Source organism: Flavobacterium sp. FlaQc-57, assembly GCF_044007395.1.
GTDB lineage: Bacteria > Bacteroidota > Bacteroidia > Flavobacteriales > Flavobacteriaceae > Flavobacterium.
Window position 1 is genome coordinate 842139 of sequence record NZ_JBIPDA010000002.1, and the last position, 26256, is coordinate 868394.

The 26256-nt window shown below is 33.2% G+C and carries 23 protein-coding genes; 9 read left to right on the top strand and 14 right to left on the bottom strand.

The features are described 5' to 3' along the window. Positions 1-80 precede the first annotated feature (80 nt). The gene (locus tag ACHRVZ_RS09605; protein ID WP_395422134.1) at positions 81-1406 is read left to right on the top strand and encodes a sensor histidine kinase; all 1326 of its coding nucleotides are present in this window, start codon (positions 81-83) and stop codon (positions 1404-1406) included. Between the two features lie 33 nt (positions 1407-1439). Here the strand turns inward: ACHRVZ_RS09605 and ACHRVZ_RS09610 are convergent, their stop codons facing one another. The 5 genes from ACHRVZ_RS09610 to ACHRVZ_RS09630 all read right to left on the bottom strand — a co-directional run bounded on the left by ACHRVZ_RS09610 (position 1440) and on the right by ACHRVZ_RS09630 (position 5576). Continuing rightward, positions 1440-1769: an MGMT family protein gene (locus tag ACHRVZ_RS09610; protein WP_395422135.1), complete on the bottom strand. Its 330-nt coding sequence runs from the start codon at positions 1767-1769 to the stop codon at positions 1440-1442. Positions 1770-1886: 117 nt separating this feature from the next. Beyond that, entirely contained in the window at positions 1887-2522 is a 636-nt protein-coding gene (locus ACHRVZ_RS09615; protein ID WP_395422136.1) for a LysE family transporter, read from the bottom strand. Positions 2523-2564: 42 nt separating this feature from the next. Beyond that, positions 2565-3242: a tRNA (guanosine(46)-N7)-methyltransferase TrmB gene (trmB, locus tag ACHRVZ_RS09620; protein ID WP_395422138.1), complete on the bottom strand. Its 678-nt coding sequence runs from the start codon at positions 3240-3242 to the stop codon at positions 2565-2567. 197 nt (positions 3243-3439) lie between these two features. Continuing rightward, on the bottom strand, positions 3440-4822 hold the full coding sequence (locus ACHRVZ_RS09625) for an ammonium transporter (protein ID WP_395422139.1): 1383 nt from the start codon (positions 4820-4822) through the stop codon (positions 3440-3442). A gap of 262 nt (positions 4823-5084) precedes the next feature. Next, on the bottom strand, positions 5085-5576 hold the full coding sequence (locus ACHRVZ_RS09630) for a nuclear transport factor 2 family protein (protein WP_395422140.1): 492 nt from the start codon (positions 5574-5576) through the stop codon (positions 5085-5087). A gap of 314 nt (positions 5577-5890) precedes the next feature. Between ACHRVZ_RS09630 and ACHRVZ_RS09635 the strand changes: the two genes are divergently transcribed. Next, the gene (locus tag ACHRVZ_RS09635; RefSeq protein ID WP_395422141.1) at positions 5891-6550 is read left to right on the top strand and encodes a hypothetical protein; all 660 of its coding nucleotides are present in this window, start codon (positions 5891-5893) and stop codon (positions 6548-6550) included. Positions 6551-6818: 268 nt separating this feature from the next. Here the strand turns inward: ACHRVZ_RS09635 and wrbA are convergent, their stop codons facing one another. After that, entirely contained in the window at positions 6819-7979 is a 1161-nt protein-coding gene (gene wrbA / locus ACHRVZ_RS09640) for an NAD(P)H:quinone oxidoreductase (protein WP_395422143.1), read from the bottom strand. Between the two features lie 623 nt (positions 7980-8602). Between wrbA and ACHRVZ_RS09645 the strand changes: the two genes are divergently transcribed. Beyond that, positions 8603-9259: an oxidoreductase gene (locus ACHRVZ_RS09645; RefSeq protein WP_395422144.1), complete on the top strand. Its 657-nt coding sequence runs from the start codon at positions 8603-8605 to the stop codon at positions 9257-9259. Positions 9260-9316: 57 nt separating this feature from the next. Here the strand turns inward: ACHRVZ_RS09645 and ACHRVZ_RS09650 are convergent, their stop codons facing one another. Next, on the bottom strand, positions 9317-9631 hold the full coding sequence (locus tag ACHRVZ_RS09650; protein ID WP_395422145.1) for an HPF/RaiA family ribosome-associated protein: 315 nt from the start codon (positions 9629-9631) through the stop codon (positions 9317-9319). 456 nt (positions 9632-10087) lie between these two features. On the opposite strand from ACHRVZ_RS09650, the gene ACHRVZ_RS09655 reads away from it, so the two are divergent. Further along, a complete protein-coding gene (locus tag ACHRVZ_RS09655; RefSeq protein WP_395422146.1) occupies positions 10088-10321 on the top strand; it encodes a hypothetical protein in 234 nt (77 codons plus the stop codon). Between the two features lie 322 nt (positions 10322-10643). On the opposite strand, the gene ACHRVZ_RS09660 is transcribed toward ACHRVZ_RS09655, so the two are convergent. The 5 genes from ACHRVZ_RS09660 to ACHRVZ_RS09680 form a co-directional block, all read right to left on the bottom strand. After that, positions 10644-13493 (bottom strand): DUF3427 domain-containing protein, encoded by a 2850-nt coding sequence (locus tag ACHRVZ_RS09660; protein ID WP_395422147.1) that lies wholly within the window; start codon positions 13491-13493, stop codon positions 10644-10646. Positions 13494-13637: 144 nt separating this feature from the next. Continuing rightward, positions 13638-13793 carry a hypothetical protein gene (locus ACHRVZ_RS09665; RefSeq protein WP_395422148.1) on the bottom strand — a complete coding sequence of 52 codons (156 nt, stop codon included), beginning with the start codon at positions 13791-13793 and terminating at the stop codon, positions 13638-13640. Next, entirely contained in the window at positions 13790-14185 is a 396-nt protein-coding gene (locus tag ACHRVZ_RS09670) for a (deoxy)nucleoside triphosphate pyrophosphohydrolase (protein ID WP_395422149.1), read from the bottom strand. The genes ACHRVZ_RS09665 and ACHRVZ_RS09670 overlap by 4 nt, the downstream gene beginning before the upstream one ends. Positions 14186-14279: 94 nt before the next feature. After that, a complete protein-coding gene (locus tag ACHRVZ_RS09675) occupies positions 14280-14753 on the bottom strand; it encodes a hypothetical protein (protein WP_395422151.1) in 474 nt (157 codons plus the stop codon). A 443-nt stretch (positions 14754-15196) separates the two neighbouring features. Beyond that, the gene (locus ACHRVZ_RS09680) at positions 15197-17659 is read right to left on the bottom strand and encodes an AsmA-like C-terminal region-containing protein (RefSeq protein ID WP_395422152.1); all 2463 of its coding nucleotides are present in this window, start codon (positions 17657-17659) and stop codon (positions 15197-15199) included. A 179-nt stretch (positions 17660-17838) separates the two neighbouring features. Between ACHRVZ_RS09680 and trxA the strand changes: the two genes are divergently transcribed. Continuing rightward, positions 17839-18201, top strand: a complete 363-nt coding sequence (gene trxA / locus ACHRVZ_RS09685; RefSeq protein ID WP_395422153.1) for a thioredoxin — start codon at positions 17839-17841, stop codon at positions 18199-18201. A 235-nt stretch (positions 18202-18436) separates the two neighbouring features. On the opposite strand, the gene ACHRVZ_RS09690 is transcribed toward trxA, so the two are convergent. Next, positions 18437-20530 carry an ATP-binding protein gene (locus ACHRVZ_RS09690; RefSeq protein ID WP_395422154.1) on the bottom strand — a complete coding sequence of 698 codons (2094 nt, stop codon included), beginning with the start codon at positions 20528-20530 and terminating at the stop codon, positions 18437-18439. After that, positions 20531-21235 carry a LytR/AlgR family response regulator transcription factor gene (locus ACHRVZ_RS09695; RefSeq protein WP_395422155.1) on the bottom strand — a complete coding sequence of 235 codons (705 nt, stop codon included), beginning with the start codon at positions 21233-21235 and terminating at the stop codon, positions 20531-20533. It abuts the gene before it with no gap. A gap of 203 nt (positions 21236-21438) precedes the next feature. On the opposite strand from ACHRVZ_RS09695, the gene ACHRVZ_RS09700 reads away from it, so the two are divergent. From ACHRVZ_RS09700 to ACHRVZ_RS09715, 4 genes are all read left to right on the top strand, one after another. Continuing rightward, complete coding sequence (locus ACHRVZ_RS09700; protein ID WP_395422156.1) at positions 21439-21957, top strand: hypothetical protein; 519 nt, start codon at positions 21439-21441, stop codon at positions 21955-21957. A gap of 76 nt (positions 21958-22033) precedes the next feature. Then, on the top strand, positions 22034-22615 hold the full coding sequence (locus tag ACHRVZ_RS09705; RefSeq protein ID WP_395422157.1) for a hypothetical protein: 582 nt from the start codon (positions 22034-22036) through the stop codon (positions 22613-22615). Between the two features lie 97 nt (positions 22616-22712). Beyond that, a complete protein-coding gene (locus ACHRVZ_RS09710) occupies positions 22713-25289 on the top strand; it encodes a M1 family aminopeptidase (RefSeq protein WP_395422159.1) in 2577 nt (858 codons plus the stop codon). Further along, complete coding sequence (locus ACHRVZ_RS09715) at positions 25286-26212, top strand: DUF58 domain-containing protein (RefSeq protein ID WP_395422161.1); 927 nt, start codon at positions 25286-25288, stop codon at positions 26210-26212. Before ACHRVZ_RS09710 ends, ACHRVZ_RS09715 begins: the two co-directional genes overlap by 4 nt. The last annotated feature ends 44 nt before the right edge of the window (positions 26213-26256 follow it).

Sequence of the window (26256 nt, forward strand, 5' to 3'; positions counted from 1 at the left end):
ATCTGCATAATCTGCGAGAGAATTATATCAGGAAAAAATCTTTTAGATGCCTTAATCTGTAGCAATAAAAAATAAAATAAATGAAAAACTGGAAGTTTTATAATGCTTTGTTTGTGAGGGTTTTGTTTGTTATGATCCTCTTTTTATTTTGCGTTTTTTTGATCTACAAAATGTTTTATTACAATGCACTTTTGGTTGGTTTTTTTGTTGTTGTGATGTTGTTTGAAATGTATTTTTATGTCAAAAACAGATTGTTGTTTTATGATAGAACATTGCTTTCGATGCTGCAAAAAGACTTTTCGACCAATTTTCCTGAGGAGAATAAAAAAGGGAATTTTCAAACTTTATATCTTTTGTATGATGCTTTAAAAGCGCAACAGCAAGATCAGACTTCAAAAGAAATTGTGTATCAGTCTATTTTAAACAGTATCGATACCGCAGCTTTAATTTTGGAAAAAGAAGATGAAGAATGGAATATTTTTTTAATGAACGATTGTTTTTCTAGTCTCTTTAAAGTTCCGAAAATAAGCCACTGGAAATACCTCAAAAACTATTTGCCTTCACTTTGTTCTGAAATTGAAAATGTTGGTTTCTCAGATTTAAAATCGGCAATTTCGATCAAAATCGAAGAGCAGGATTTGCAAACTTTCATACTGCAAACCTCGCGTACAAAAACATACAATAAAGAGTATTTTATTATTTTATTAGATAGTATTCAGCGCGTTATTGAGAAGAAAGAAAAAGAGGCGTGGATTAATTTGATGAAAATTATTTCGCACGAATTAATGAATTCTTTAACGCCAATTCGAGCACTTTCGCAAAATTTACTTCAGATTGTCGATCAGGAAAAACTCGAAGATGACGACTTTGATGACATTAAAAGTAGTATTTCGACAATTATTAATCGAAGTGATCATTTACAGGTTTTTGTTGAGAACTATCGAAGATTAGCCATGCTTCCGACACCAACTAAAGTAATGACGCCAATAAATTCGCTTTTCGAAGATTGTATGCGAATTATGTCGCCAATTTTAAAAGCAGAGAATATTGAGCTGATAAACGAAATAAATAGTTCACGTTCTATTTTTATTGATAAAAACCAAATGGAACAAGTGATTATCAATCTGATTACGAATAGTATTCATTCCTTAAAAGAAAAAGCCGAAAAGAAAATATTTTTGTCAAGTTATACAGAGAACAACCGTTTTTTTATAACCATTTCGGATAACGGAAAAGGAATTGATCCTGAAATTAGAGATAAAGTATTTTTGCCATTTTTCACTACCCGAAAAGATGGAGCAGGAATTGGATTAACACTTTCTAAAAACATTATCGAAGCCCATGGCGGTTATTTAAGTTACCAAACCGATGAAGATAAAACGAGTTTTGTGATTTGCTTGATTTAGGTTTTTTGGATCTCATAGGTGAATTTACATCACTTATATGGCGGAAATTTCCGGTGTCCAAAAATGTTTTTCTAGATCTATAATCTGATTGTCTACAACTTCAATACCTTCGTTTTCTAAAAGCTGCTGCATTAAATTCGTTCCGTCAAAATGATGTTTTCCTGTCAAAAGTCCTTTTCGATTTACGACTCTGTGTGCTGGAACATCATCCATATTATGGCAGGCATTCATTGCCCAGCCCACCATTCGTGCAGAACGTGCAGTTCCTAGGGCTTTTGCAATAGCGCCATAAGAAGTCACTTTTCCGTACGGAATTTGTCTGGCGATTGTATAAACTCTTTCAAAAAAATTATCTTCAGCCATATTTTTACTTTTTTGCCACAGATTTAAAGGATTAAAATGATTTTATTTTATCTGCTTAAATCTGTAAAATCTGCGTGAAACCAAGTTAAAGTAATTTAAATCTGTGGTTTATATCTTCTAACCGAAATAGTAGCTTAAAATATTAAAAAGTGTTGCCACAGAAATTAAACCTGTGATGCTTCCAATAATAGTATTCATGTTGCGCATCAAATAGTCGGTTTTCTTTTCGATTCTGCCAAAGAAACCAATATAGCTGTATAAAGCAGCAAACGATCCTAATACAGATCCGAATACAAAAGTGAAAATAATATTGTTTTCAAATACAAAAAGATGATAAGAAGCCAAAGTAACACTCACTACAACATAATAAGGAATCGGGAAGAAGTTCAATCCCGATAATAACATTCCTAAAAAGAAACGACTTTTTTTGCTGCTCTTTTTAATCTTCGATTTTTTAGCTTTTGGTTCTTTAGCAATAAACAAAAAGTAAATCGTTAAAATAGAAAAAATCACAAAACCAACTTCACGTAATAAAGTTACCACGTCTGGTCGATTGTCAATTACCTGAGCAAATAAAACAGCTAAGGAAACCTGAAAAAAGATTACTAATATTGCTCCGGCAACAAACCATAATGCATTCTTTTTTCCTTCTTTCAGATTTACTTTAGCCGCCGTCATGTTGATTAAACCTGGCGGAATAATCCCAATGAAAGCTGCAATAAAACCTGAAATTAAAGGAGTAAGTAATACCATTCGGTTATTTAATGGGTTGAAAAAGCTATTTTTAAAATTAAATTAGTCTTTAATTTTAAAACGAATATACGTAATTGCCTTGTTAATTTCTAAATATTGTTTCTCGTAAAAAGTCTGAAAAGCAGTAACTTCTTCAGGACTTCCTTCATTTGTGTAGACATTATGATTTGCGTATAAAACCTCATGTCCTTCACCGTGAAGCAATCCTAAAGTGTAACCATGCATGAATTCGCTGTCGGTTTTAAGGTTTACAACGCCATCTTTTTTAAGGATTTTTTTGTACAATTTTAAAAACTCCGAATTTGTCATACGGTGTTTTGTTCTTTTGTATTTGATTTGCGGATCCGGAAAAGTAATCCAGATTTCATCCACTTCATTCTCATTAAAAATATGGTTGATCAATTCGATTTGAGTACGAATAAAAGCAACGTTATGTAAGCCAGTTTCTACGGCAGTTTTTGCACCTCTCCAGAAACGAGCACCTTTAATATCAATTCCGATAAAATTTTTGTTTGGATATCTTTCTGCCAATCCAACAGAATATTCTCCCTTTCCACATCCTAATTCTAAAACTAATGGATTATCATTTTTAAAGAAATCAGAATTCCATTTCCCTTTCAGAGGCATTAAATCGCCTACAACTTCTTCTCTTGTTGGTTGAAAAACGTTTTGAAATGTTTCGTTTTCTCTGAATCTTTTTAGTTTATTTTTACTTCCCACTTTTACAAAAATTTTCAGCAAAATTAAGGAATATAAACGAATGAAAATAGCGCAATTACGTTTAAAGTTTTTCGTTGTGAATTTTCGTTACTGATATTTTCTTTTTGCCACAGATTTCACAGATTAGCACAGATTAAAAAATTAAATTATTTTAAAAAAAAATCATTTTAATCCGTGTAATCTGTGGCATATTATTTTTACCCATAATGAGCCTCAGTAATTGCTTTTGAATTTGGATCAAGCGTTTCGTCATGTTGCGATAAATCCAATCCTATGTGTTCGTTTTCCTCAGAAACACGAAGCGGAATAATGAAATTCGTCACTTTAAATAAGAAATAAGCTCCGAAGAAAGTAAAGATAGAAACTAAAACCAATGCCATCATATGATGAGCGAATACGTTCCAGCCTCCGTGTAGTAAACTTGCATTTTCGCCATGAGCAAATATTGCAGTTAAGATCATTCCCATAATTCCGCCAACACCGTGACAAGCGAAGACATCTAAAGTGTCATCAAATCTTTTTGAGAAACGGCAATTTACAGCCGAATTTGAAACTAAAGCCGTAATGAATCCGAAAAACATACTTTCAGGAACCGATACAAATCCTGCGGCAGGTGTGATCGCAACAAGACCAACTACAGCTCCAATACAAGCGCCTAAGGCAGAAACTTTTCTTCCGTTCATTCGATCAAAGAAAATCCAGGTTAACATGGCTGCCGCCGATGATGTTGTGGTAGTTGCAAAAGCCATTGCAGCAGTTCCGTTGGCAGCAAGCGCAGAACCAGCGTTGAATCCGAACCATCCAAACCATAACATTCCAGTTCCTAATAACACAAACGGAATATTGGTTGGTATATGTTGACTGTTTTTTCTTTTTCCTAAAACTAGAACGCCTGCTAAAGCGGCAAATCCGGAACTCATATGAACAACAGTTCCTCCGGCGAAATCTTTAACACCAAAATAAGTACCTAAAATACCGGTTGGATACCAAACCGAATGACACAAAGGCGCATAAATAAAAATGGTAAATAAGCTGATGAACAATAAATACGATATAAAACGAACGCGCTCTGCAAACGAACCTGTAATAATTGCCGGAGCAATAATGGCAAATTTCATTTGAAACAAGGCGAAAAGCATAAACGGAATCGTGCTTGCTAATTTTTTATGAGGCAAAACACCCACATAATCCATAAAGGCAAAAGTGGTCGGGTTTCCGAAGAAGCTATAAAAATGATCACCAGAGCCAAAACCAACCGGATCTCCAAAAGCCAGACTAAAACCAACAACAACCCATAAAAGTGTTACAACGCCCAAACAGATGAAACTTTGCAACATAGTCGAAATAACATTTTTTCGACCAACCATTCCGCCATAAAAAAAGGATAATCCAGGCGTCATGATTAAAACCAAACAACATGAAGTTAACATCCAGGCAACATCTGCAGGAACAATATGTTCTGTAGTGCCAAATTCAGATAATACGTAACTATTTTCAGTAACAGTTGGCCAAAATGCGCCAGTAATACAAACAACACTTATAATAATAAAGGAAATGATCCAGCGTTTTTCTATATTCATTTTTCAGATACTTTATTTAACCCTATTTTTTTTGGGGTCAAAGTTAAAAAAAAATAAAGATTTTGATTTTAAGGGCTGTTAAAATAGAGGCTGTTGTTTTATTTTAGTAAATATTGTAAAATTCGATCTGTTTTTTTGTGACTATCTTATTTTGCACTTCTAATTTACGGATAATATTGTCAATTGTATTATAATTAAATTGCCAATTGACTTTGTAAAGCGCTATAAAAGTTAGGATTATAAGAAGAAAGTTCGAAAATGTTTATTTTTTCTGAAGCTTCGCAATCAAAACGTCTTCGATTGGCGCTTTTATTTTAATAGCAGCGTCAACTTCGTCATTTGGAACCGTCATTGATAAAACATAATGCTGAATTTTCCATTCTTTCCCTACTTTTACCAAAACACCAGAACTGCGGCAAATTTTCATTTGCGTATTCAGTAATTCATCAAACCAAGCTATTTTACCCGTTTTGTCAAAAAATATATGACGTTCAAGAGCCTTAAAGTTCCACGTTTTTCCTTTGTCGAAAAAGGGTTTCGCCCAAACTTTAAAATCTTTTTTATTCCAGTTTTCGGTAGCATCAGTTCCAATAAAAATTGCATCGTCGGCCATTAAATTAAAATATGTATCAAATTTTGCATCGGCAGCAGCCTTATGCCAAGCATCGATAGTTTGACTGACTTTGTCTTTTTCAGAGGTTTGTGCATTTGCAAAAGAAGCCACAAATAATAAAAGTAAAATTGATTTTTTCATGATAGATTTAGTTTTGGATTTAAAGTTAAGAAATATTCTTTTAAAGGCGCAAAGGTTCATAGGTACAAAGGTGCAGAGTTTTTTGTTGGGTTAATTTAATCACGGAAAGGCGCAAAGTTTATTTTAAAATAATGATTAAACATGCTGTCTGTCATTTCGATCCCGAAGCTTCGGGATCGAAATGACATGAAATGAGAAAAGAGAATCAACGCCTTTTCAAGATTATATTACAACCCTAAAACTTAAATTAACTTATATCATTTATATGGTACAATATGATTTAGTATATTTGAGAGCTCTAAAAATCACACATTATGAATCCAAAAATACTTATCACCTCAATATTTGTTGCTTCCTTAGTTTTTGTTTCGTGCAAGAAAGAACTGGAACCACAAGCAAGTACACCAGCATCAGAATTGGTTAAATTAGGATTAGCAAAAGATACAGCAAAAACACAATCAGTGGTGCAACAGGCATCGCCAACGAATCCAAATACAGTCTTGAGCGACAACAAAGGATTAAATCCTGCACACGGACAACCCGGCCATCGTTGTGATCTTGCCGTTGGTGCGCCGTTAAATTCGGCTCCAACGCAAGGGCAAGCAACAACTGCACAAACGACACAACATGTACAAGTAAACGCGGGCCAGCAAAATGTAGTAACAACGACTACAACGCCTGTAAAAGTTGCAAAAGGAATGAATCCTGCGCACGGACAACCCGGCCATAGATGTGATATCGCGGTTGGAGCGCCTTTAAATTCGCCAGTTGCGGCAAAAGCAGTTGCTAATACAGCGCAAAGCGGAACCACATCGCAAAGTTTTACCGTTACGCCGCCTCCGGCAAATAATGCTGTTCCGGCTTTATTAAGTACCGAAGCACCGGTTGCGACGGCAGAAGGAATGAATCCGCCGCATGGACAAACAGGACATCGCTGCGATATTGCAGTGGGAGCTCCGTTGCCAAAATCATAAACAAACAGAATACAATTTCGATAATAATAATCTGGGCGTGCCACCAATATAAAAAGGGGCCAACTATGCAAATCGCTTAGTTGGCCCCTTTTTATATTGCTGTCGGGCTATCCGCGCTACTTTGGTAGCTAGCTTCTATCCCTCACGCGAAAACAAGATTGTGTTATAAAATGCGTATAATTCCTTTGCGATTTTAAAGCAAAGCGTTAATCACAAAACTTTGTGACCTTTGCGTAATTCTTTGCGAACTTTGCGGTAAAATCTTCTTTTATTCAATTTCAAAAATCGCCTGAATTTCAACAGCCGAATTTATTGGTAACGAAACCGCGCCAATTGTTGCTCTGGCGTGTTTTCCTTTTTCTCCAAAAACCAAAGCCGTCAAATTCGAAGCCGAATTCATAAGTCCTGCATGTTGTGTATATTCCGGAGTAGTATTAAAATATCCTGTCAACTGTACACATTGTTTTACTTTATTTAGATCACCTCCGCAAGCTTCTTTTAAAACTGCAATAACATTTAGCATTGTTTGATACGTTGCATCTTTAGCTTGATCTTCAGTAACTGTTGCGCCAACTTTACCTGGATTTAAAATCTTCCCGTCTTTCAAAGCCACTTGATTAATGTATACTTTATGATCAGAAATCGTAAACGGAACATAGTTTCCAACCGGTTTAGGCGCTTCAGGAAGTACAATATTATTGTCTTTTAAAGTTTTATTGATATCGATTTTTGGTTCAACCGAAGTTGTTTTTACGCTTTTAATATTTTCTGTATTTTTCAATCCAGATGCTACTCTTGCCAAAGCTTTTCCTTGCTCTTTGGCCAAATTCAATTCGCTTTGCGACGGACGAGTTCCTGTAGATCCTGCCAGTGAAGTTGCGCCAAAAGGAGTATTTCCTTGCGGAACCGTTTTGTCTAAAGTTGCCGTTCCCATAATTCCAGTTGGAACAATTACCATTCCATGTGAAGCAAGGATATTCCAGAAAGATAAAATCGCCGCTTCTTTTCCTGCTCCCGATCCTGCAGACATGAATACAGTTGTTGGTTTTCCTTCTAAAGTTCTCGATGTCCAAAGCGGAATACTCTGGCTGAAAAAGTAATTCATATCGGCACTGATATTCGCAAAATGCACGGGACTTCCAAATGCGATTCCGTCATAATTAGCCAATTCTTCGATTGTAGCAATTGGTAATTTCTCAACATCAGGATTTAATTTTTCTTTCGGATTAATAGAAGGAACACGTTTTATAATCGCTTTTGTATTTGGATATTCCTGAATTCCTTCGGCAATAGATTTTGCCATTTTATAAGTTCCGCCGTTTTGAGAATAGATCAAAACCAGCACATTTGTATCAGATGATTTTGTTTGCGCATTTGCACCAAAACCTATAAAAATTGCGATTAATAATACGAGTAGTTGCTTTTTCATGAATGTAATTTTTAATAATTTATTGTAAATAATCCCAATCAAAATGCTTGTAATCTTTCTGTAACAAGTTTCGTTTTTGGGACTGCAAAATTACTTCTTACAATATCAAAAAGCGTTATTATTATCTTAATTAAGATTTTTGGGTATAATTTATTTTGAATCCCAATCAGGACGAAAATATTTATAAAAAGCATAAAACAATATGCAGAGCTCCAGCGGAGCGATACATTTATAGAAAATTAAAAATACACACCAACAGAGCCCCATCGGGGTGAAATATCGAATCGTGCTAAAAATCATATGTCGCTCCGCTGGAGCTATATATAATGCATACAAAATGGGCTATAAATATGTCGCTCCGCTGGAGCTTTAAATTAAAAAAGGAGTAGAAAAAAATCTGCTTTATCTGCAAAATCTGCAAGAAAAATAGTTAACACATAGAAATAGATTAAAAGTTATAGTATTCGTGGCAGAATTTTTTCTTCACTAACTATGTCTAAATGATGTGTCATTTATTTTTGCCTTTTCTAAAGAAATAAAATCTATGTTCCTATGTGTTTAAACAACCCATTTAAAAAGTTAACTATTAATTTTCTAACTTCGAAGAAACAAATCGACTTATTATGAAAAAAGCAATTGTGTACGGAGCAAGCGGATTAGTAGGATCGTATATTCTTGAAAATTTACTGACGAATATTAATTACGAACAGATAATAGCTGTTGTCAGGAAAGATTTAAACATTCAGCATCCAAAACTAAAAACCTTGATTGGTGATTTTAACTCATTGCCAGAAGTTGTAAAAGACATTCAAGTAGATGAAGTTTTTATCGCTCTTGGAACAACGCAAAAGAAAACACCGGATAAAAAACTGTATTCTCAAATTGATCACGATTATCCTGTTCTGGCAGCAAAATTGGCTAAAGAGAATGGTGCGAAAGCTGTTTTTCTGGTTTCGGCGATTGGAGCAAATGCAAATTCTTCGATATTTTATACTAAAATGAAAGGCGAAACAGAGCAAGATATTATCAGTCTGAATTTAGATTATACCTATATTTTTAGACCATCAATGATTTTAGGAAATAGAAAAGAAAGCCGACCTCTTGAAAAAGTTTTTATCGGAATCTTTAAATTTATCAATCCGTTATTTGTGGGAAGTTTAAGTAAGTATAAAGGAATAGAGGCGAGCGATATTGCAAAATCGATGATTAGCAGTGCAAACCATCTCAACGAGAAAGTCAAAATATTGCATTGGGAAGAAATGACTGCTTTGCTAAAATAAAAAATGGCATTATCCTGATTTCAGATAATGCCATTTTTGCATTTGATGTTATGTAAATTAATACGCTTTCATTTTTTCGAAAGTCGTAGTAAGTGATTTTTTTGCTTTTGCAAGAGCACCGCTAAAAGCTTTTTCAAGCGTATCAGAGTGTTCTGTAACGGTTACGGGTTGTAGTTTTGCTGTACGAACTTCGATTACACATTTTTTATCGTTTACGCTGAATTTTTCTCCGTTCTCATCTCCAAAGTGAACTTCGATGCGGGTTATTTTTTCCTCAAAACGAGCTAAACCTTTTTCTAATTCGCCAGAGAAATAAGCTTCTAATCTTTCGTGTCCTTCGATGTTCTTGTCGGTATTGATTTGAATTTTCATATCGGTTTATATTTAATGATCGTTTCTCAAAGCTATCTTTTTTAAAACAAAAACACAAGTGAGTTAATAAAACATTAAGAAAATAATTACGCTTTTTTTTAGGCCGAGTTTATCATTTCATAACGAAGAAATCTTGTAGAGTTTGTCATTTCGATCGAAGGGAGAAATCACACAAGAAACTCCGTCACGTTTTCATTCCAATTGTTAGACTAAGCGAAGTCAAAGTCCCACAACAACAAACAAACTAAAAATTCACGACTTTTTAAATCAGCAAAGAAAACCCGCACAAATCAAAGTGTTTTTTGGTATCTTCGCAGTCCTAAAACTTTCAGATTATGAACTTGACTAAACTTTTGCCCGTGTGGTACGCTGGCGGTATTGGAAACAACTGCAACGCTCTGAAAGGCGTAGGACAGCTAACCCATTCGGGTTTTATATCCCTTAAACTTTCAGATTATGAGTACAAACACCCTTTCAAAAGAAACCGAATTGCGGTTAACTGATTTCTTCAGCAATTCGATTGATCCTAAATTAATGGCAAAAACCATTAGAAAATTAAATTATATCCTCGCCTTAAGCATAATGCGAGATTGCGAAACTCTCGAAACCGAAAAAACAAACCTCGAACAAGGTTTTTATTGGTTAAACGAACTAGCCGAAATTCTAAATCCTTATCTGGATGTTGAATAAGTAAGAATGCGAAAAGCCACTGTGAAGTGGCTTTTTTTTATGGCTTTTTTGTCATTTCGATCCCGAAACTTCGGGAGATAAATTACACTAGAAACTCCGTTGCAATTGTCGAATAAGCAATATTTTTCAGATTCTTTTAATTTTTAATTTAATTATGTGATCGCATCCATCACATTTGAGAAAACTATTGTCATCTACAAACATGTCTATTTCAATTTCGTAATCACAAACAGGACAATTGTAAATGATATCTATAAGTTCTATAGGTGGATTAAGTACAGTTGGGATTTCTAAGATTGAATGTTCTATCATTTTTTTTTAATTAACCTATCGACATTTTTGCAGACTCTTTCCAAAGATAATTTGGCATTGGTTCGTTTAACTCCCATTTTATATTCATAGGTTTTGAACCTTCAGTTTCTTTAAAAATACCTTCGCCAATAAAAACATATCCGAGTGTATTTCCATTTTCATCTTTTCCTTTTTCTCTAATAAAAAGTAATATTTTTTTATTGCTTTCAATATGTTTTATGTATGAAACTCCTTTGCTTGTTTCTGGTCCATAAGCGTTATGTGATTGCCAATGAAATAATGTTTCGCTTATGGCATAATCCTCATACATAGTTGTAGGCGAAAAATTTTCTTCAGATTTAATTAAATTAATAAAAAGTATTTCTGTATTTAAGCTTTTGTTTTCTGCTGCGCCTTCTCGATTAGATGATTTTTTATCAAATGTACTTAAACGGAAAGCTGCTAATATTTGATCTCGAGTATATCTAGCATGTAATTTTAATGGTTGTTCATAAGGTAATTGAATATCAATTTCTTTAAAACCAATTTTATCAATTAATATTTCTAAAACTTCGATAATTTCATTAACAAGAGTTTTATTTTTTCCTATTTGAATTATACTTTTCTCTAAAGAATCAAATCCTCCAGCATTTTGCCATACATCATAATGTAGCATTAACAACATGGTTTTTTGATTTTCATCGAAATCATCAATTCTAATATTAAAGCCTTGTTTTGCGATCGTTAAAATGAAATTAAAATAACTTGTTGAGTTGGTAGAAAGCCATTTGTTGCTAATTGCAGAATAAATTTGTTTTTCATTTATATTTTCAAAGTCATCAGTTATTCCTGCTCGTTGACATAATCTTGACCAGCTATCTTTTTTGTAAATCGTTTCTATAGGAATATGATACAATTCAATGAAATTATTTAAAGTTAACGGTAAATTGGTTTGATGTTGAAAATTTATAATTTTAGTAATTAATTGATTTACATTTAAGGATGTGGCTTTTTTAATATTTTCAAGAATTGTTTCTTTTGTTTTTTTCTCTAAAATAATTGAACAACCTAAAGGCAAATGAGGAAAATCATCTTCAATTTCTTTTTGAACGGAAGTTGTTGTTTTACCAATTAATGCTCTGAATTTACTTTCGAAATCATATTCTGGTCTTGAGTTTCCAACAAAATCTAAAACAGTTAAACAATCTTTCCCTTCTGCTAAACGCAAACCGCGACCTAATTGCTGAAGAAAAACGGTTAAACTTTCTGTTGGTCTTAAAAACAAAACGGTATCAATTTCAGGAATATCAACACCTTCATTGAAAATGTCTACTACAAATAAATAATTGAATCCTTTTTTCTTGAATTCTTCTCTAATTCTGTCTCTTTCGCTTGTATTTTTAGATGTTAAGTAGTTTGCTTTTAATCCTGCCAAATTAAATTTTTCAGTCATAAAAATAGCATGTTCAACAGTTACACAAAAGCCGATTGCTCGGATATCATTTATATCATTAAGATATTTATTAAGATTTGTAATTATCTCCCCAACACGAATATTGTTTTTAGTATATAAAGCTGTTAATTCACTTGCAACATATTTACCCTTTTCCCACTTTACATTTGTCAAATCAATACTATCAGTAATTCCAAAATATTGAAAAGGACTTAACAGTTTTTTGTTTAATGCTTCAGGAAGTCTGATTTCTGCTGCAATACGATTACAGAAATCTTCTAGGATATTTTCATTATCCATTCTTTCTGGAGTTGCCGTTAACCCCAATAAAACTTTAGGTTTAAAATAATTTAGAAAAGGTCTATAACTTGAAGCCGATCCGTGGTGTGCTTCATCGAGAATAATGAAGTCGTAATATTCTGGCGAAAGGCTTAAATCTTTTAATCTATTATTTAAAGTTTGTACTGAGACAAACAGATATTCATTAGAATTGGGCTCAATTCCATCAACCCATAAATCACCGAAATTATTATCTTTTAAAACTCCTTGAAAAGTTGCTTTTGCTTGTTGTAGAATTTCCTTTCTATGTGCTACGAAAAGCAATTTAGAGGATTTGTTATTGGTCTTAAAATTCTTGTAATCAAATGCAGATATTACAGTTTTCCCTGTTCCAGTAGCAGCTACTAAAAGGTTTCTATATCTATTATGAACCGTTCTTTCAACTTCTAGTTTTTCAAGAATTTCCTTTTGATAAGGAAAAGGTTTAATATCAAAATAAGCTGTAGTAAAAGTATATTCTTTTGAAAATCGACCTTGTTTAAGAGCATCAACTAATTTTTCAGAATGAATACTTTCATCGTATAATTCAAAGTCTGCATTTTGCCAATACGCTTCGAATGTTTTTTTAAATTTATCAATGATATGTCCAACTTCTTTAGTCGTAATTTTTAGATTCCATTCTAGTCCATCAGTTAAAGCTGAACGAGAAAAATTTGAAGAACCAATATAACCAGTATGAAATCCTGTATTTCTTTGAAATAAATAAGCTTTTGCATGTAAACGCTCATTTCCTGTATTGTATGAAACCTTTACTTCTGTATTTTCTAATGACGCCAAGAATTCGACTGCTTTCGAATCTGTTGCGCCAATATATGTCGTTGTAATTACTCTTAATTTTCCTCCTCTTTCTGTAAATTCTCTTAATTCACGTTCAAGAATTCGAATACCTTTCCATTTAATAAACGAAACTAATAAATCAATTTTATCCGAGGATAATATTTCTTTTCGTAATTCGCTTTCTAAAGTTGTTCCTGCATTTCCTCCAGTAAAAAGCTCGCTATGAATTAGTCTAGTGTAAGGTGTAATTTCTTTTAAATGTAGATCTAAGTCTTTAAAATGAGCATCGACTTTTGTAAAAACAGCATTCAATATTTTACCTTCTGTTTCAATTAAATCACCTTCGAACTCTTCATTTTTTAATTCATCTCTTAAAAGTTGAATTATTTTATTTGAAATTTTTATTTGATTGTCTATTAAATCAATTTCTTTTTGTTTAGGTAAATTTTCTAACGCCTATTTGATGACTTTGCCAATATGTTGTGATAATAATTGAGATGCTTCGGCTTTGTCTATTGATGTTTTTTTTATTTGAAATGTATCTTTATCTAATTCGTTTATTTTGTAGTTTATCAGTTTGGTAACTAATTCTTCATATAATCCTTGGTTCATATTTCAAGTTTTAAAAATTCTTCAACGATTGGCAAATCTGCTTCTGCCCAGTCAAGGTTTAATAATTCAGATCGATTTAGTAATCTATAATCTTTATGTTCTGCTAGTTTGATTTCACCCGAAATATACTCAACGAAAAAAGGGATTAAATTGATTTTAAAAGTATCATAATCATGAGTGTTATTTGATAATTTTTGCAATACTTCAACGTTGATATTTATTTCTTCTTTGATTTCTCTTTTGATACAATCTATTTCACTTTCGTTGAATTCTAATTTTCCGCCGGGAAACTCCCATTTTAAAGGTAACTTCATCTTTTCACTTCTTTGCGCAACGAGAATTTTTTCATCCTTTAAAATAATTGCGCAAGTAACATTTATGATTTTAGACATTTTTAATAATGCAATAAATGATTTATAAATACTAATTTGATAACGAAGTTTAATATTAGTGAAATATAATCATATTAACTATTCTTATTAATTTTTATGGGTTAAGATTTTCTGGATAAATAATATTGAAATAGTTCTCAAAAGCCTTACAAAGTAATTCTTTATCTACTTCAAACAATTCCTTTCTAACATCCCAATCTTTGATATATTCTTCATCGCTTTCGCTAATTTCTTCTCCATAAAGTTTTCGAGTTAAAATGTCGCTTAATAGAATGCTGTTACAATGATAATACTTTGGATAATATTTTTCAATAAATGACCAATAATCAAATTTATCGTCATCTTCTTTTTCTTCTTTGTTGTCTTTCTCTTCAAATTCTTTAATTACTTGGAATTCTAACCAAGCCATTGCTTCGCCTATTCCTTTGTAAAATGCATTTCTTTCTCCCCAAGTTTCAAAAGTGTACTTTTTTAAGTTGATTATTTTTTCATAATCATTTAAAGTTTCATTATTATGATACTTCCTTATTTGATCTTTTCCGAAAATTATTTCTGCTAAATATTTCATTTTTTGATAACGGATTTTATTATTAATCTAAATCATAATTTCAAATGTAGTTTTTAGACGATAATTGACCCGCGTACAATTGACCTCATTAAATAATAGTTTTCAACGGGATATTAACTATAGAGTTTGATTTTTTCCATAAAAAAAACGCCAATCATTTCTGACCGGCGTTAATTAATATTTCTAAACTTTCTGATGAAACCAAAAACCCTAGCCCTGATGGGAACGGCATCCTTTTGTTGCTTTCTTTAAGCAATAAAAGATACAGTGGACAGCAGGAAATAGCTACTTCAAATTGAAATTACAATATTTTTAAATTATAAATTCCAAGTTGAAAAAGCTTTTCGATTTCGCTCAGAGTGATAAATCTTTGGCGAGTTTCTGTTGTGATTTCTCCCTTCGATCGAAATGACAAGATTACGTAGAGAGTATGCGATACAAAACTACTTATCCTTCTTCCCCCATTTAATTTTCATTTTTCCGGCATCGTCCAGTGCAATTAAATGCAAAACAATTCCGCGTTCGCGAACGGCGTCACGTTCGGCTTTGGTGGCGAGTTTGATGTCGTTTTTGGAGTTTCGGAGTGGGATTGTGAGGGCGATATTGGTGCCGCGTCCAAAGGAATAAATACCTTCGGCGTCGAGGTTTAGAACGCTGGAACTTATGGTTAAATTATGAACATCGACTTGCTCGCCTCGCAGTTTAAAATTCCCCGACAAATCGCTAAATGTAATATTCTTAACATCGCGGAAAGGGAATGCAAATTTTCCGATTTTTACAATGGGCTGAAAGTCTAATAAAGCGCCTTGATTGACATTGAAAGTCAGGTTTCCGTGAACTGAATTCGTGATCAATTCGCCGTTGCTATTAATGAAACCGGTAACATTGGCCTGGCTGGTCAATTTTCCTTTAATATTGTTGGGACTAAAAGACTGGATTCCGAAGTTGTTGAACGATTTTAAAAAACTCGCAATATCAACCTTGTTTACCTGCGCATTCGAACTAAAAGCAAAGTTTTTTCCGCTAGGATTTACTTCACTGTTAAATGTGATATTTCCGCCCGAAGTTTGCAGCGAACCGTTTTTTATTAGCAGTTTAGAATCGATCATCTGGATCGTTGCCTTGGTATTTGTCGCCGTTAATTTATTGTAGTTTATTTTGTCGGCTTTAATATCGATTACAACAGCACATTTTTCGATTGCGGTTCTTATTTGGTTCGACATTGTGGGTTTTTTATTGGTTTTTGCAACGGCTTTACTTTTTTGAGAAGTGGCGAGAACGCCCAAAAATTGTTTCAAATCGATATTTGGGCAGTAAATATTCCAGTTTACCACCATTTTTTCGGGAGCGTCGTAATATAGATTCAGGAAATTATTGATTTTACCTTCAATAAAAATTGTGTTTTTCTTGTGTTTGTAGGTGATTTTTTTAATCAGCAAAGCTTGTTCGGTAAAGTCAAGCTGAACGTTTACTTTTTCGGCATGAACGTTTTTTGGGATAAAATGGAAAGAGGTATTCGTGACATTTACATTACCAATAAATTTGGGCTTATTGATGTATAAATCGACAATATCAAACTGAAATTGCAGATTGGCAGTTGCATGACCTTCAGTAAACTGAATCCATTTGTCGTTACTTATTTGGTTTAATCTGTTAACATCAAAATCAGAATTTACGGTTCCGGTTGCGAGTGGTTTTTCGAGATTATTAATGGACAGTTGCGGGATTTTAAGCGGAATATTTTCATATTCGCCTCCAAAACCAGTTAAGATCACAGCCGAATTGGCATCATTAAATCCGTCTTTTGGTTTGAAATTATTGGTAAAAATTCCTTTAAAATGACAGTTTTTAATCAGTCCGTCCGGAATACTCAATTCGTTGTCTTTGATAATGGCCTGAACTACAATTCTAGGATCGCCCTCGGCATTAAAATCGCCTTTAATGTCGCAATTTACATCAATAGGTTTGTTTAGATTAAAGCGGTTTAGTTTAGAACTGATATTTCCGGATAATAAATTCGAAGCATTTTGCCATAAAATAGTAGTTCCAATATTGATTCCGAAAAGTGCATTGCCTTTTGCCAAATTAAAAAATGCCGTAATATCAAAAGAGTCCGTTCCAATTTTTAAACCTTTGGTCACGACATCAATTTTTTCTTTTTGAGCGGAATACGAAACATTAAAAGTTCCTGTAAGTTGTTTTTCTTTGGCAAAACTTCCGTGTACGGTATTAAAAGCTAAACTTTTGATTTGTGTGTCCAGAAAAACATCGGTTTGCCAGTTATCGCCATTGTAATTTACTTTCGATTTTAAACTTTCGACATCAAAATCAAATAATTTATGGCCAACATGATTGTCTAAAATAAAATGAACGTCGTTAAGGTCGACCTGATCGATTGTCGTTTCAGTTTCAGACTTGTTTTCGGGTGTTTTTTTCTTTTTCGGTTTAAAGATATTGGCGTTCGAGTAGCCGTTTTCGGCTTTATAAACATAAATATCGGCACCGTTTATCAGGATTTTATGAATGTTGATTTCGTGATGTAATAAGCTCCAAATATTTAAACGTGCTTCAATTTCTTTGGCTTTTAATAAAGTGTGTTTGTGAGTATTCCATTGATTGTCTTTGAGCTCTACATCTTTTAAAGCCAATGTAAAATTGGGGAAACCCGTTAGGAATTTATATTGAAAATCGCCAATATGAAACTTTCCGTTGATGTTTTCATTGATTTTGGTATTAATCTTGGCAATGATTTCGGTTTTGTTTTGATTGAAATAAAAGGATAATCCACCACAAGCAAGTAGAAGCAGTAAGATGCATCCTAAAATAAAATACCCAAAGCGTTTTGCGTATTTTTTAAAACTAACGGATTGAAAAAAGTTCTTGATTTGATGTAGAATTGCTGCCATTTGGACGAAATTTCTTAAACATAAAGGTAAGACAAAAAACTGAATTTCAATTTAATGTAAGTTAAAGCTTTCAATTATTGCGTTTAATGCCAGTATAATTATTGACAATACATTTATAATGAAAACTAATTTGGTAATGGTGTTTCATTTGTATTTAATTTTTAAATTTGTACTCTAGTTTGAAACGAAACAATTCAGACAATAATTTTAAAAGACAAAAAATTATGGCATTAGCAATAACAGATGCTACTTTTGATGAAGTAGTTTTAAAATCAGATAAACCAGTAATGGTAGATTTTTGGGCAGCATGGTGTGGTCCTTGTAGAATGGTTGGTCCAATCATTGACCAAATTAGCGAGGAGTACGCAGGAAAAGTAGTTGTTGGTAAAGTAGATGTAGATGCAAACCAAGAATTCGCTGCAAAATATGGTGTGCGTAACATACCAACCGTTTTGGTTTTTCATAACGGTGAAGTAGTAGGAAAACAAGTAGGAGTTGCTCCGAAACAAACCTACGCAGATAGTTTAGACGCTTTGTTGTAATCGTAAGATTATGATTTATATAAAGAAGGTTTGACGAAAGTCAAGCCTTTTTTATTTATAATGGTTTTTTACCGCAAATTAAAAGGTTTCTTTGCCGCGAATTTCACGAATTAGCACGAATTATTTATTTTGGATAATGCTTAAAAGGTTGCCACAGATTAAAAGATTTTCACAGATTATAAAAATCATTTTAATCTTTAAAATCTGTGGCAAAAAAACTGAGTTTTAATTCGTGCTAATTCGTGAAATTTGTGGCAAACTTTAGAGTAAAAGTAGTTCGTGAATCAGGTTTTGAATTGACTTCGATTTTACAATTTATGGCTGTGGCTAAATCTCTGATTAAATGTAATCCTAATCCTGATTTAATTCCGATGACTTCAGAGTCGTCATAAAGGGCTTTAAATTGTTCCTGTGTTCCGCCATGACCGTTATCTGTAATCGAAAGATGAATTTGATTGTTTTCTTGAAAAGCCTTCCATGTGATTTTTCCGTTTTTATGTTTCTCAAGCGCTTTTATGGCATTTCCGGTAAGATTTCGCATAATGGTTTTAAGGTAATTCTCATCGGTATTTAAGGAAAGATGTTCCGGATCTTCAAATGAAATGTCGATGTTTTCAACACTTGAAAAATGTTTCTGAATTTCTTCAAACAAATCGGCAACAGTAAATTTACGAGGATGAGGTTTAAAATTGTCCATTTGACCTTTGCTCCATAAAAGAATATCTTCCATAGATGACAATAAATTCTCAGCTCCCGTAATTACTTTTGTCTGCATGCGTTGCGCGGTGGCTTCGTCAATCAATTCCGGATTTTCTTTTTGAAGATGCAAAAAGTGAATTAAATTAGAGACCGGACTTCGTAAATCATGATTTAAAATACTAAAAAATCTAGCCTTTATTTTATTGGCTTCGTCTAATTCCTGATTTAAAACCTGTAATTTTTGATTGGTTTTCTTTCTATTCCGGTTTTGTTTGAACAGTAATAATCCGATAATAGCAACAAGCGCCAATCCTGAAATTAAATACAGTCGTTGTTTTTTTGCCTCGGCAATCTGAATGTTTTTGATCGTATTTTGAGCCGAAAGATTCTTTATTTTTTGTTGTTTGGTTTTGTTCTGATAACGAGCTTCGGCATTTGCAATACTCTGTTTGGCCGATTCCTGCATCATTTCGTCATTGTATTTGGTGTAGATTTCGTTATAATGATATGCTTCTTTCCAGGATCCTAACGCAGAATAACTTTGCGATAGTTCTTTATTAATGGTTACAAACGATTCTTTGTCATAGTTTAAAGCATTAATTGATGCCTTTTTTAAGGTTTCGATGGCTTTTTTGTATTCGCCTTTTTCATATAAAACTCTTCCTAATGCGGTATTAGCTTCCATCAAAATTTCTTCATCGTTTGATTTTTCTCCAAACAAAACAGCTTTTTTAGCATAATTGTAAGCCGTATTTGGTTTTCCTTCGTTGATGTAATGATCAGACATACTTCGGTTAGCAAAACTCAAATTTAGAAACAATGAATCTTTAGCAGTTGGATAGGTGTAGATGAGGTTGTAATATTTTTGAATACTATCGGTTTTCTTCAATGCAACAAAACTTTGCAAATAATAATTGCATAAAAAAGCACTTACATACGGAGAATTTTTAACGTAAGGTTTTGCTTCGTTCAAATATTCAATTGCTTTGCTATATTGTTTCATTCTGGTGTATGAACTTCCAATTTGCAAATAAGATATTCCGATATTCTCTTGATTAACTTTGTCTTTTTTAAGAAGTTTTTTAAAAGTTATCGCCTTTAACTGATATCCAATAAAGGTTTCATATTCAGAGTTATTCTGGTAATATTCGGCCAAGCTTCCGTTTAAAACGGCTTTTGTATAATTACTTTTTGTAGTGTCGAGAACTTGCTTGATATAATTGGTTAAGGCTTTTCCTTTGACGGTATCGCGAACAGAATAATAAATATAATTAAGGCGCATTAAAGCCGAGGTTTCATTTTTTAAATGATGCGCTTGTTGCGCATATTTCAATGATTTCTCATAATTGATTAATGCTTTTTCATATTGGTTGTTGCTAAATTCATAGGCGGTTCCTGCATAAAGATAAAATCGACTCTTATAAGCGAGATGATTTTCAGAAAGAGAAATTCCTTTTTGAGCAGCAGTTATAAGTTTTAAATAATCTTCTTTATCTAGGAGAGCATTGGTATATTTTAGCCATACGTTTAGTTTTTCGGTTGTAGTTTTATATTTCGCCAAATTCGGTTCTTGTTGTGCAAAAACAGAAAAGGTGATAAAAAACAGCAACAAAAAATAGGCTTTTTTCATCTAAATCAGATTTAGGTTTTCTTTATAGCTTCTTCCAATCGGAATTGAGATATTGTTGTTTAAAATAATTTCGGTCGAATTTATTTTCTGGATAAACTGTTTCTGAACAGCATAACTTCTATGGATTCTAATAAACGACTGAAAATGATCTTCTTTCAAAAGATTGCCAATACTCGACAAAACACAATGTCTTTTTTTATCGGTAATAATTAAAGTATAATCTTTTAAGGCTTCGAGATATAAAATTTCGTGCAGTTTTACTTTTGTCTGTTCATGACCTTCTTTAATATAAATAGTATCACCGCCAATACTGGCCTCAAAAAGAGATGCTTTAAGTCTTACTTCCATAAACTCTTCAATACGGCTTACAGTTTGCGCAAAGCGATCCAGCTTTAAGGGCTTTACAATAAAATCTAAAGTTTCTATTTGAAAACTTTCAACCGCATGTTCAGGATGCGCAGTTATAAAAATGCAAATCGGAATTTCTAAAGTTTGTTTTCTAAAATCAATTCCGTTTAAACCCGGCATATCAATATCCAGAAACAAAATATCGACTTTTTCTTTTCCGATAAACTGAAGCGCATCTTCCGCCGATTCAAAAACACCCAGAATATCCAGAACAGCAAATTTTTTGGCAAACGATAATACTGTAAGTCTGTCTATTTCGTCGTCGTCAATAATAACACAACTGTATTTTTTAGCCATTAGATTCGGTTTTATGTCGTCTGTCTATTTAAAATGTTGTTTGTCTATTGGTTGTTTTTCGACCCATTTTAATCCTGCAAATTTGTCTTGTAATTCAATCATCAAATAAAGTAAACGTTTTTTTTACTATCAGTTAACTTTTGCAAAAATAATGTTATTGAATTTAAAAAGAGTCATTTAGCCAGATTTAAAACCAAATTATTATGAAAGCTATAAAAAACATTTTAGTCCTTTTATTCATTAGTATTTCGGCCGTTTCGTGTAGCGGCGATGATGGTAAAGATGGAATCGACGGAGTAACCGGAACAGCAAATGTTATTTATAGTGCATGGTTAACAGCGCCAACTGCGGCTGCAGAAACCATTGATGGAACTTTTGGAATGTCTACGACTATTAATGCTCCTGAACTATCAGAGGATATTTTGGCAAAAGGATCCATATTATTATACGTGTCTTTTGGTCCGGATGTTCACACAATACCTTACACATCGACAGCTGGTGGCGCAGTCAATACAATTACAGCAATTGCAAGTACAAAAAAAATCAAACTATTCAGATTTAGACATACCGGCGAAGGCACAATAAATCTCCCAACAACGCTTAAGTGGCGCTATATTTTGATTCCGGGAGGTATCGCTGCAAGTACGGGAAAAGCAGCAAAAGTGAATTATTCTTATATGAATTATCAAGAAGTTTGTGCGCATTTTAATATTGCCCAGTAATTTTTTAAAACTAATGCGAAGTAAAAATAAATTGAATCTATTAAACTTAAATATAACCAGTTAAAACCAAATTATTATGAAAATTTTAAAAACCATTTTTGCCATTTTATTAATTAGTATTTCTGCTGTTTCTTGCAGCAGTGATGACAAAGACAACACGCCAAAGTTTAACGTTGAAAATCCTTTAGCAACCTATTATACTCAAACTGGATTTTCGACAGTAACTAATTTTTTAAACTCAGGAGATTATGAATTCGGGCTGGTATTTACGCCAACTGTAAAAGGTAATATAAAAGCAATTACCTTAAAATTGCCGGCAACAAATCCTACTGTTCGTGTCACGATCTGGGATTACGCATCGAAAACAGTTTTACGTTCAGAAACTTTGAATGTTGCAACGGCAGACGTTCAGGTTACGAAGGAAATTAGTGTTTTGGCTCTTGTTAAAGACAAAAAATACATGATTACAATGAATTCAAATGACTGGTACACAAGGAGCAAAGCTGATAAAAGCAATGCGGTATATCCTATTGTAGCAGGAAATATAACAATCAATGAATACAGATGGTTGGCAGGAACTACACAAACATTTCCAACTACTGTTTCTGCAGATTATAATGCAGGAGATTTAAGTTTTGATTTTCAACAAACTGAATAATTTTATTTTTTGGATAGCGTGAATTAGTAAGTTTGGAAAAGGTTTGGCAATTGTCAAGCCTTTTTTTTATTTTTAACGAATCTTATATTCCTTTAAAATGAAAATTTTCTACAGCTTTCTTTGTGTTATTGCATTTACTACAATTGGTTTTTCTCAATCGAAACAAGCGCAGGTTTCTCTTTTAGAAGATGGTGTTTCTGAGCAGTTAGCTATTTTTCGTAAAAATCAGATTTCAAATGTTTCTTATGGATTGTCATTTGAAATTCCGAATCAAAAGGATCAGGAAATTAAATCGCATTTGAATTTAGATTTGACTTTGTCTAATTTGACAGAGCCTGTATATCTCGATTTTAAAGAGAAATCAGATAAGATAAAAGCAATAGATGTCAATGGTAAAAAGGTTTCGATTGTTCATAAAAAAGGCCATATAATCCTTGCAGGTAAAGACTTAATTTTAGGAAAAAATACAATTGCGATTTCATTTATTGCAGGCGATTTATCATTAAACCGAAATGATGATTTCTTATATACTTTATTAGTTCCGGATCGCGCGAGTACATTATTTCCGTGTTTTGATCAGCCGGACATTAAAGCAACTTATAAATTGGGGTTGATTGTTCCTAAAGATTGGTCGGTTTTGGCTGGTGCCGATGTAAAAGAAAAAGTAGAAAAGGGGGATTTTACGGCCTACACTTTTGGAGAATCAGATAAAATGAGTACTTATCTGTTTTCATTTGTTGCAGGAAAATTTAAAAATGTAACGCAGCAACCTGGAAAATTAGAAATGACGATGCTGTATCGCGAAAATAATCCGGAAAAATTCCGCGTAAGCGCTGATACCATTTTCAAATTACACGAACAATCATTAGAATTCTTAGAAAAATATACCAATTATAAATTTCCGTTCCAAAAGTTAGATTTTGCTTCTATTCCGGTTTTTCAATATGGCGGAATGGAACATGTTGGTGCAATTCAATACAGAGAATCGACTTTGTTTTTAGATAATAGTGCAACAGATAGCGAAAAGTTGGATCGTGCAAAATTGATCGCACATGAAACTTCGCATATGTGGTTTGGCGATTTGGTTACGATGAAATGGTTTGACGACGTTTGGATGAAAGAAGTGTTTGCCAACTTTATGGCAGATAAAATTATGAACCCAATTTTCCCGAACATCAATCATAATTTACAGTTTTTTGCAGCACATTATGCAAACGCTTACGCAGAAGATCGTTCGTTGGGAACGCATCCGATAAAACAAAAGTTAGCCAATCTTAAAGATGCGGGTTCACTTTATGGAGCTATTATTTACAACAAAGCACCAATAATGATGCGCCAATTAGAGGCTTCGATGGGAAAAGAAGCTTTTCGGAAAGGAATTGAAAAATACATTAAAAAATATGCCAACGACAATGCAGATTGGAATAATTTGGTAGAAATTCTGGATGCCGAAACGCCGCTCGACATGAAAAAGTGGAGTGAAGTCTGGGTGAATAAATCCGGAAGAGCCATTTTTACAGATAAAATAGAATACGACGCTCAAAACCGAATTAAGGCATTTGAGATTCAGCAAAAGGCAGAAGATAAATCGGGAAATATCTGGCCACAGATTTTTCAGATTGGTTTAGTTTATCAAAATGATGTCAAAGTTTTAAGTGCTAATATTAAAGATAAAACACTTCTTTTAAAGGAAGCCGTTGGACTTGAAAAACCGCTTTCGATTGTTTACAATTACAATGGTTTTGGATATGGCGTTTTTCCGCTTGACGGGAATAATTTAAATTATATTTCAACGTTGAAAGATGAGGTTGCAAGAGCTTCTGCTTACAGTAATCTGTATGAAAATATGTTGATTGGAAATGTTTCGCCAGACGAAGCTTATGCATGTTATTATAAAGGAATTCAGGCAGAAGAAAATGAACTGGTTTTGAAAATTGTATCGAATAATTTAAATGCGATTTATTGGAAATTTTTGACAGAAAAACAACAGACCAAATTTCAAAAATTACTTAGTTACACTTTGTATATGCGTTTGCAGACCAGTTTACCTGCAAATATTAAAAAGACGTTGTTTAACTTATTCAGCTCAATCGCATATTCGGACTCAGCAAAAGTCTGGTTGTATAAAATTTGGAACAAAGAAATAGTGATTCAGGGCTTAAAATTAAACGAAGACGATTATACCAATATGGCAATGAATCTGGCGATATTCGAACATGAAAAAGCCGATGAAATTTTGAATAAAACCAGAACAGCTATTGCAAATCCTGACAAACAGAAGCGATTTGAGTTTTTGCTTCCATCCTTATCAAAAGACGAATCAGTTCGAAATGCTTTTATGGAATCTTTGAAAGACGACAAAAACAGAGAAAAAGAATCGTGGGTTTCTGTAGGTTTAGCTAATTTTAATCATCCGTTGCGTCAGGAAAGCGCTCAAGAGTATATCAGATTTTCATTAGATTTGGTCGAAGAAATTCAGCGTACCGGAGATATTTTCTTTCCAAAGGATTGGCTGACCAATACAGTTGGGAAATATTCATCGAAATATGCTTTTGATGAAGTACAGCGATTCTTAAAAGAAAATCCTAATTTTAGTCCAATATTAAAACGAAAATTATTGCAAGCGACAGACGGTTTGTACCGCGCCCAAATTATTAAAAAAGAAACCGAATGAAAATCGAATCGGAAATAGAGAAAGTCTCCAGTTTTCAGCATCTCGAAATGTTGGCAAATCAGGTTGTAGAAGGTTTTATATCCGGAATGCACAAGAGTCCGTTTCATGGATTTTCGGCAGAGTTTGCGGAGCATAAAGTCTACAATGCAGGAGAAAGCACAAAACATATCGATTGGAAGCTATTTGCCAAAACAGATCGTTTGTATACGAAACGCTTTGAGGAAGAAACCAATATGCGTTGTCATCTTATTGTCGATAATTCGTCGTCGATGCATTATCCTGAACTAAAATCGAATCAGCCATTTTACGAAAAGAAGATTGGTTTTGCAGTTTTAGCTTCGGCAGTTTTAATGAATATTTTGAAGAAACAACGCGATGCAGTTGGTCTAAGCGTTTTCTCAGATAGTTATGAATATTATGCTCCAGAAAAAGGAAGCGATCGCCACCATAGAATGCTGCTGAACAAATTAGAGCAATTATTAGAACAGCCAAAAGTCAAAAAAAGCACAGACACGATTACGTATCTACATCAAATTGCAGAGAAGATGCACCGCCGTTCGATGATTATTTTGTTTACAGATATGTTTCAGTCAGAAGATGATGAAAAGCTGTTTAATGCTTTGCAGCACCTTAAACACAACAAACATAAAGTAGTCTTGTTTCATGTAGTTGATGATAAAACAGAGCTTAAATTTGATTTTGATAATACTCCAAGAAAGTTTATAGACCTGGAATCAGGCGAAGAAGTGTCAATTTTTGCCGATAATGTAAAAGTAGAATATGAAAAAAGGGCAGAAGAATACTTTAAAAAGTTAGCTTTAACCTGTGCAAAGAATCAAATTAAGTACGTTCCGGTAAATGTTGGTGATAATTTTGAAAAAATATTGACTACATATTTAGTTGAAAAACAAAACTTTGGCTAAATATTTAAAAATATATTTAATTTTTTTTAGCAAAACACTTGCAG

Coding starts and splice junctions, on each gene's coding strand:
- ACHRVZ_RS09710 (WP_395422159.1), top strand. CDS start 22,713: ATGAAAATTTTCTACAGCTTTCTTTGTGTTATTGCATTTACTACAATT.
- ACHRVZ_RS09645 (WP_395422144.1), top strand. CDS start 8,603: ATGAAAAAAGCAATTGTGTACGGAGCAAGCGGATTAGTAGGATCGTAT.
- ACHRVZ_RS09655 (WP_395422146.1), top strand. CDS start 10,088: ATGAGTACAAACACCCTTTCAAAAGAAACCGAATTGCGGTTAACTGAT.
- ACHRVZ_RS09670 (WP_395422149.1), bottom strand. CDS start 14,185: ATGTCTAAAATCATAAATGTTACTTGCGCAATTATTTTAAAGGATGAA.
- ACHRVZ_RS09630 (WP_395422140.1), bottom strand. CDS start 5,576: ATGAAAAAATCAATTTTACTTTTATTATTTGTGGCTTCTTTTGCAAAT.
- ACHRVZ_RS09625 (WP_395422139.1), bottom strand. CDS start 4,822: ATGAATATAGAAAAACGCTGGATCATTTCCTTTATTATTATAAGTGTT.
- ACHRVZ_RS09635 (WP_395422141.1), top strand. CDS start 5,891: ATGAATCCAAAAATACTTATCACCTCAATATTTGTTGCTTCCTTAGTT.
- wrbA (WP_395422143.1), bottom strand. CDS start 7,979: ATGAAAAAGCAACTACTCGTATTATTAATCGCAATTTTTATAGGTTTT.
- ACHRVZ_RS09690 (WP_395422154.1), bottom strand. CDS start 20,530: ATGAAAAAAGCCTATTTTTTGTTGCTGTTTTTTATCACCTTTTCTGTT.
- ACHRVZ_RS09610 (WP_395422135.1), bottom strand. CDS start 1,769: ATGGCTGAAGATAATTTTTTTGAAAGAGTTTATACAATCGCCAGACAA.
- ACHRVZ_RS09705 (WP_395422157.1), top strand. CDS start 22,034: ATGAAAATTTTAAAAACCATTTTTGCCATTTTATTAATTAGTATTTCT.
- ACHRVZ_RS09700 (WP_395422156.1), top strand. CDS start 21,439: ATGAAAGCTATAAAAAACATTTTAGTCCTTTTATTCATTAGTATTTCG.
- ACHRVZ_RS09695 (WP_395422155.1), bottom strand. CDS start 21,235: ATGGCTAAAAAATACAGTTGTGTTATTATTGACGACGACGAAATAGAC.
- ACHRVZ_RS09650 (WP_395422145.1), bottom strand. CDS start 9,631: ATGAAAATTCAAATCAATACCGACAAGAACATCGAAGGACACGAAAGA.
- ACHRVZ_RS09615 (WP_395422136.1), bottom strand. CDS start 2,522: ATGGTATTACTTACTCCTTTAATTTCAGGTTTTATTGCAGCTTTCATT.
- ACHRVZ_RS09715 (WP_395422161.1), top strand. CDS start 25,286: ATGAAAATCGAATCGGAAATAGAGAAAGTCTCCAGTTTTCAGCATCTC.
- ACHRVZ_RS09680 (WP_395422152.1), bottom strand. CDS start 17,659: ATGGCAGCAATTCTACATCAAATCAAGAACTTTTTTCAATCCGTTAGT.
- ACHRVZ_RS09675 (WP_395422151.1), bottom strand. CDS start 14,753: ATGAAATATTTAGCAGAAATAATTTTCGGAAAAGATCAAATAAGGAAG.
- ACHRVZ_RS09605 (WP_395422134.1), top strand. CDS start 81: ATGAAAAACTGGAAGTTTTATAATGCTTTGTTTGTGAGGGTTTTGTTT.
- ACHRVZ_RS09665 (WP_395422148.1), bottom strand. CDS start 13,793: ATGAACCAAGGATTATATGAAGAATTAGTTACCAAACTGATAAACTAC.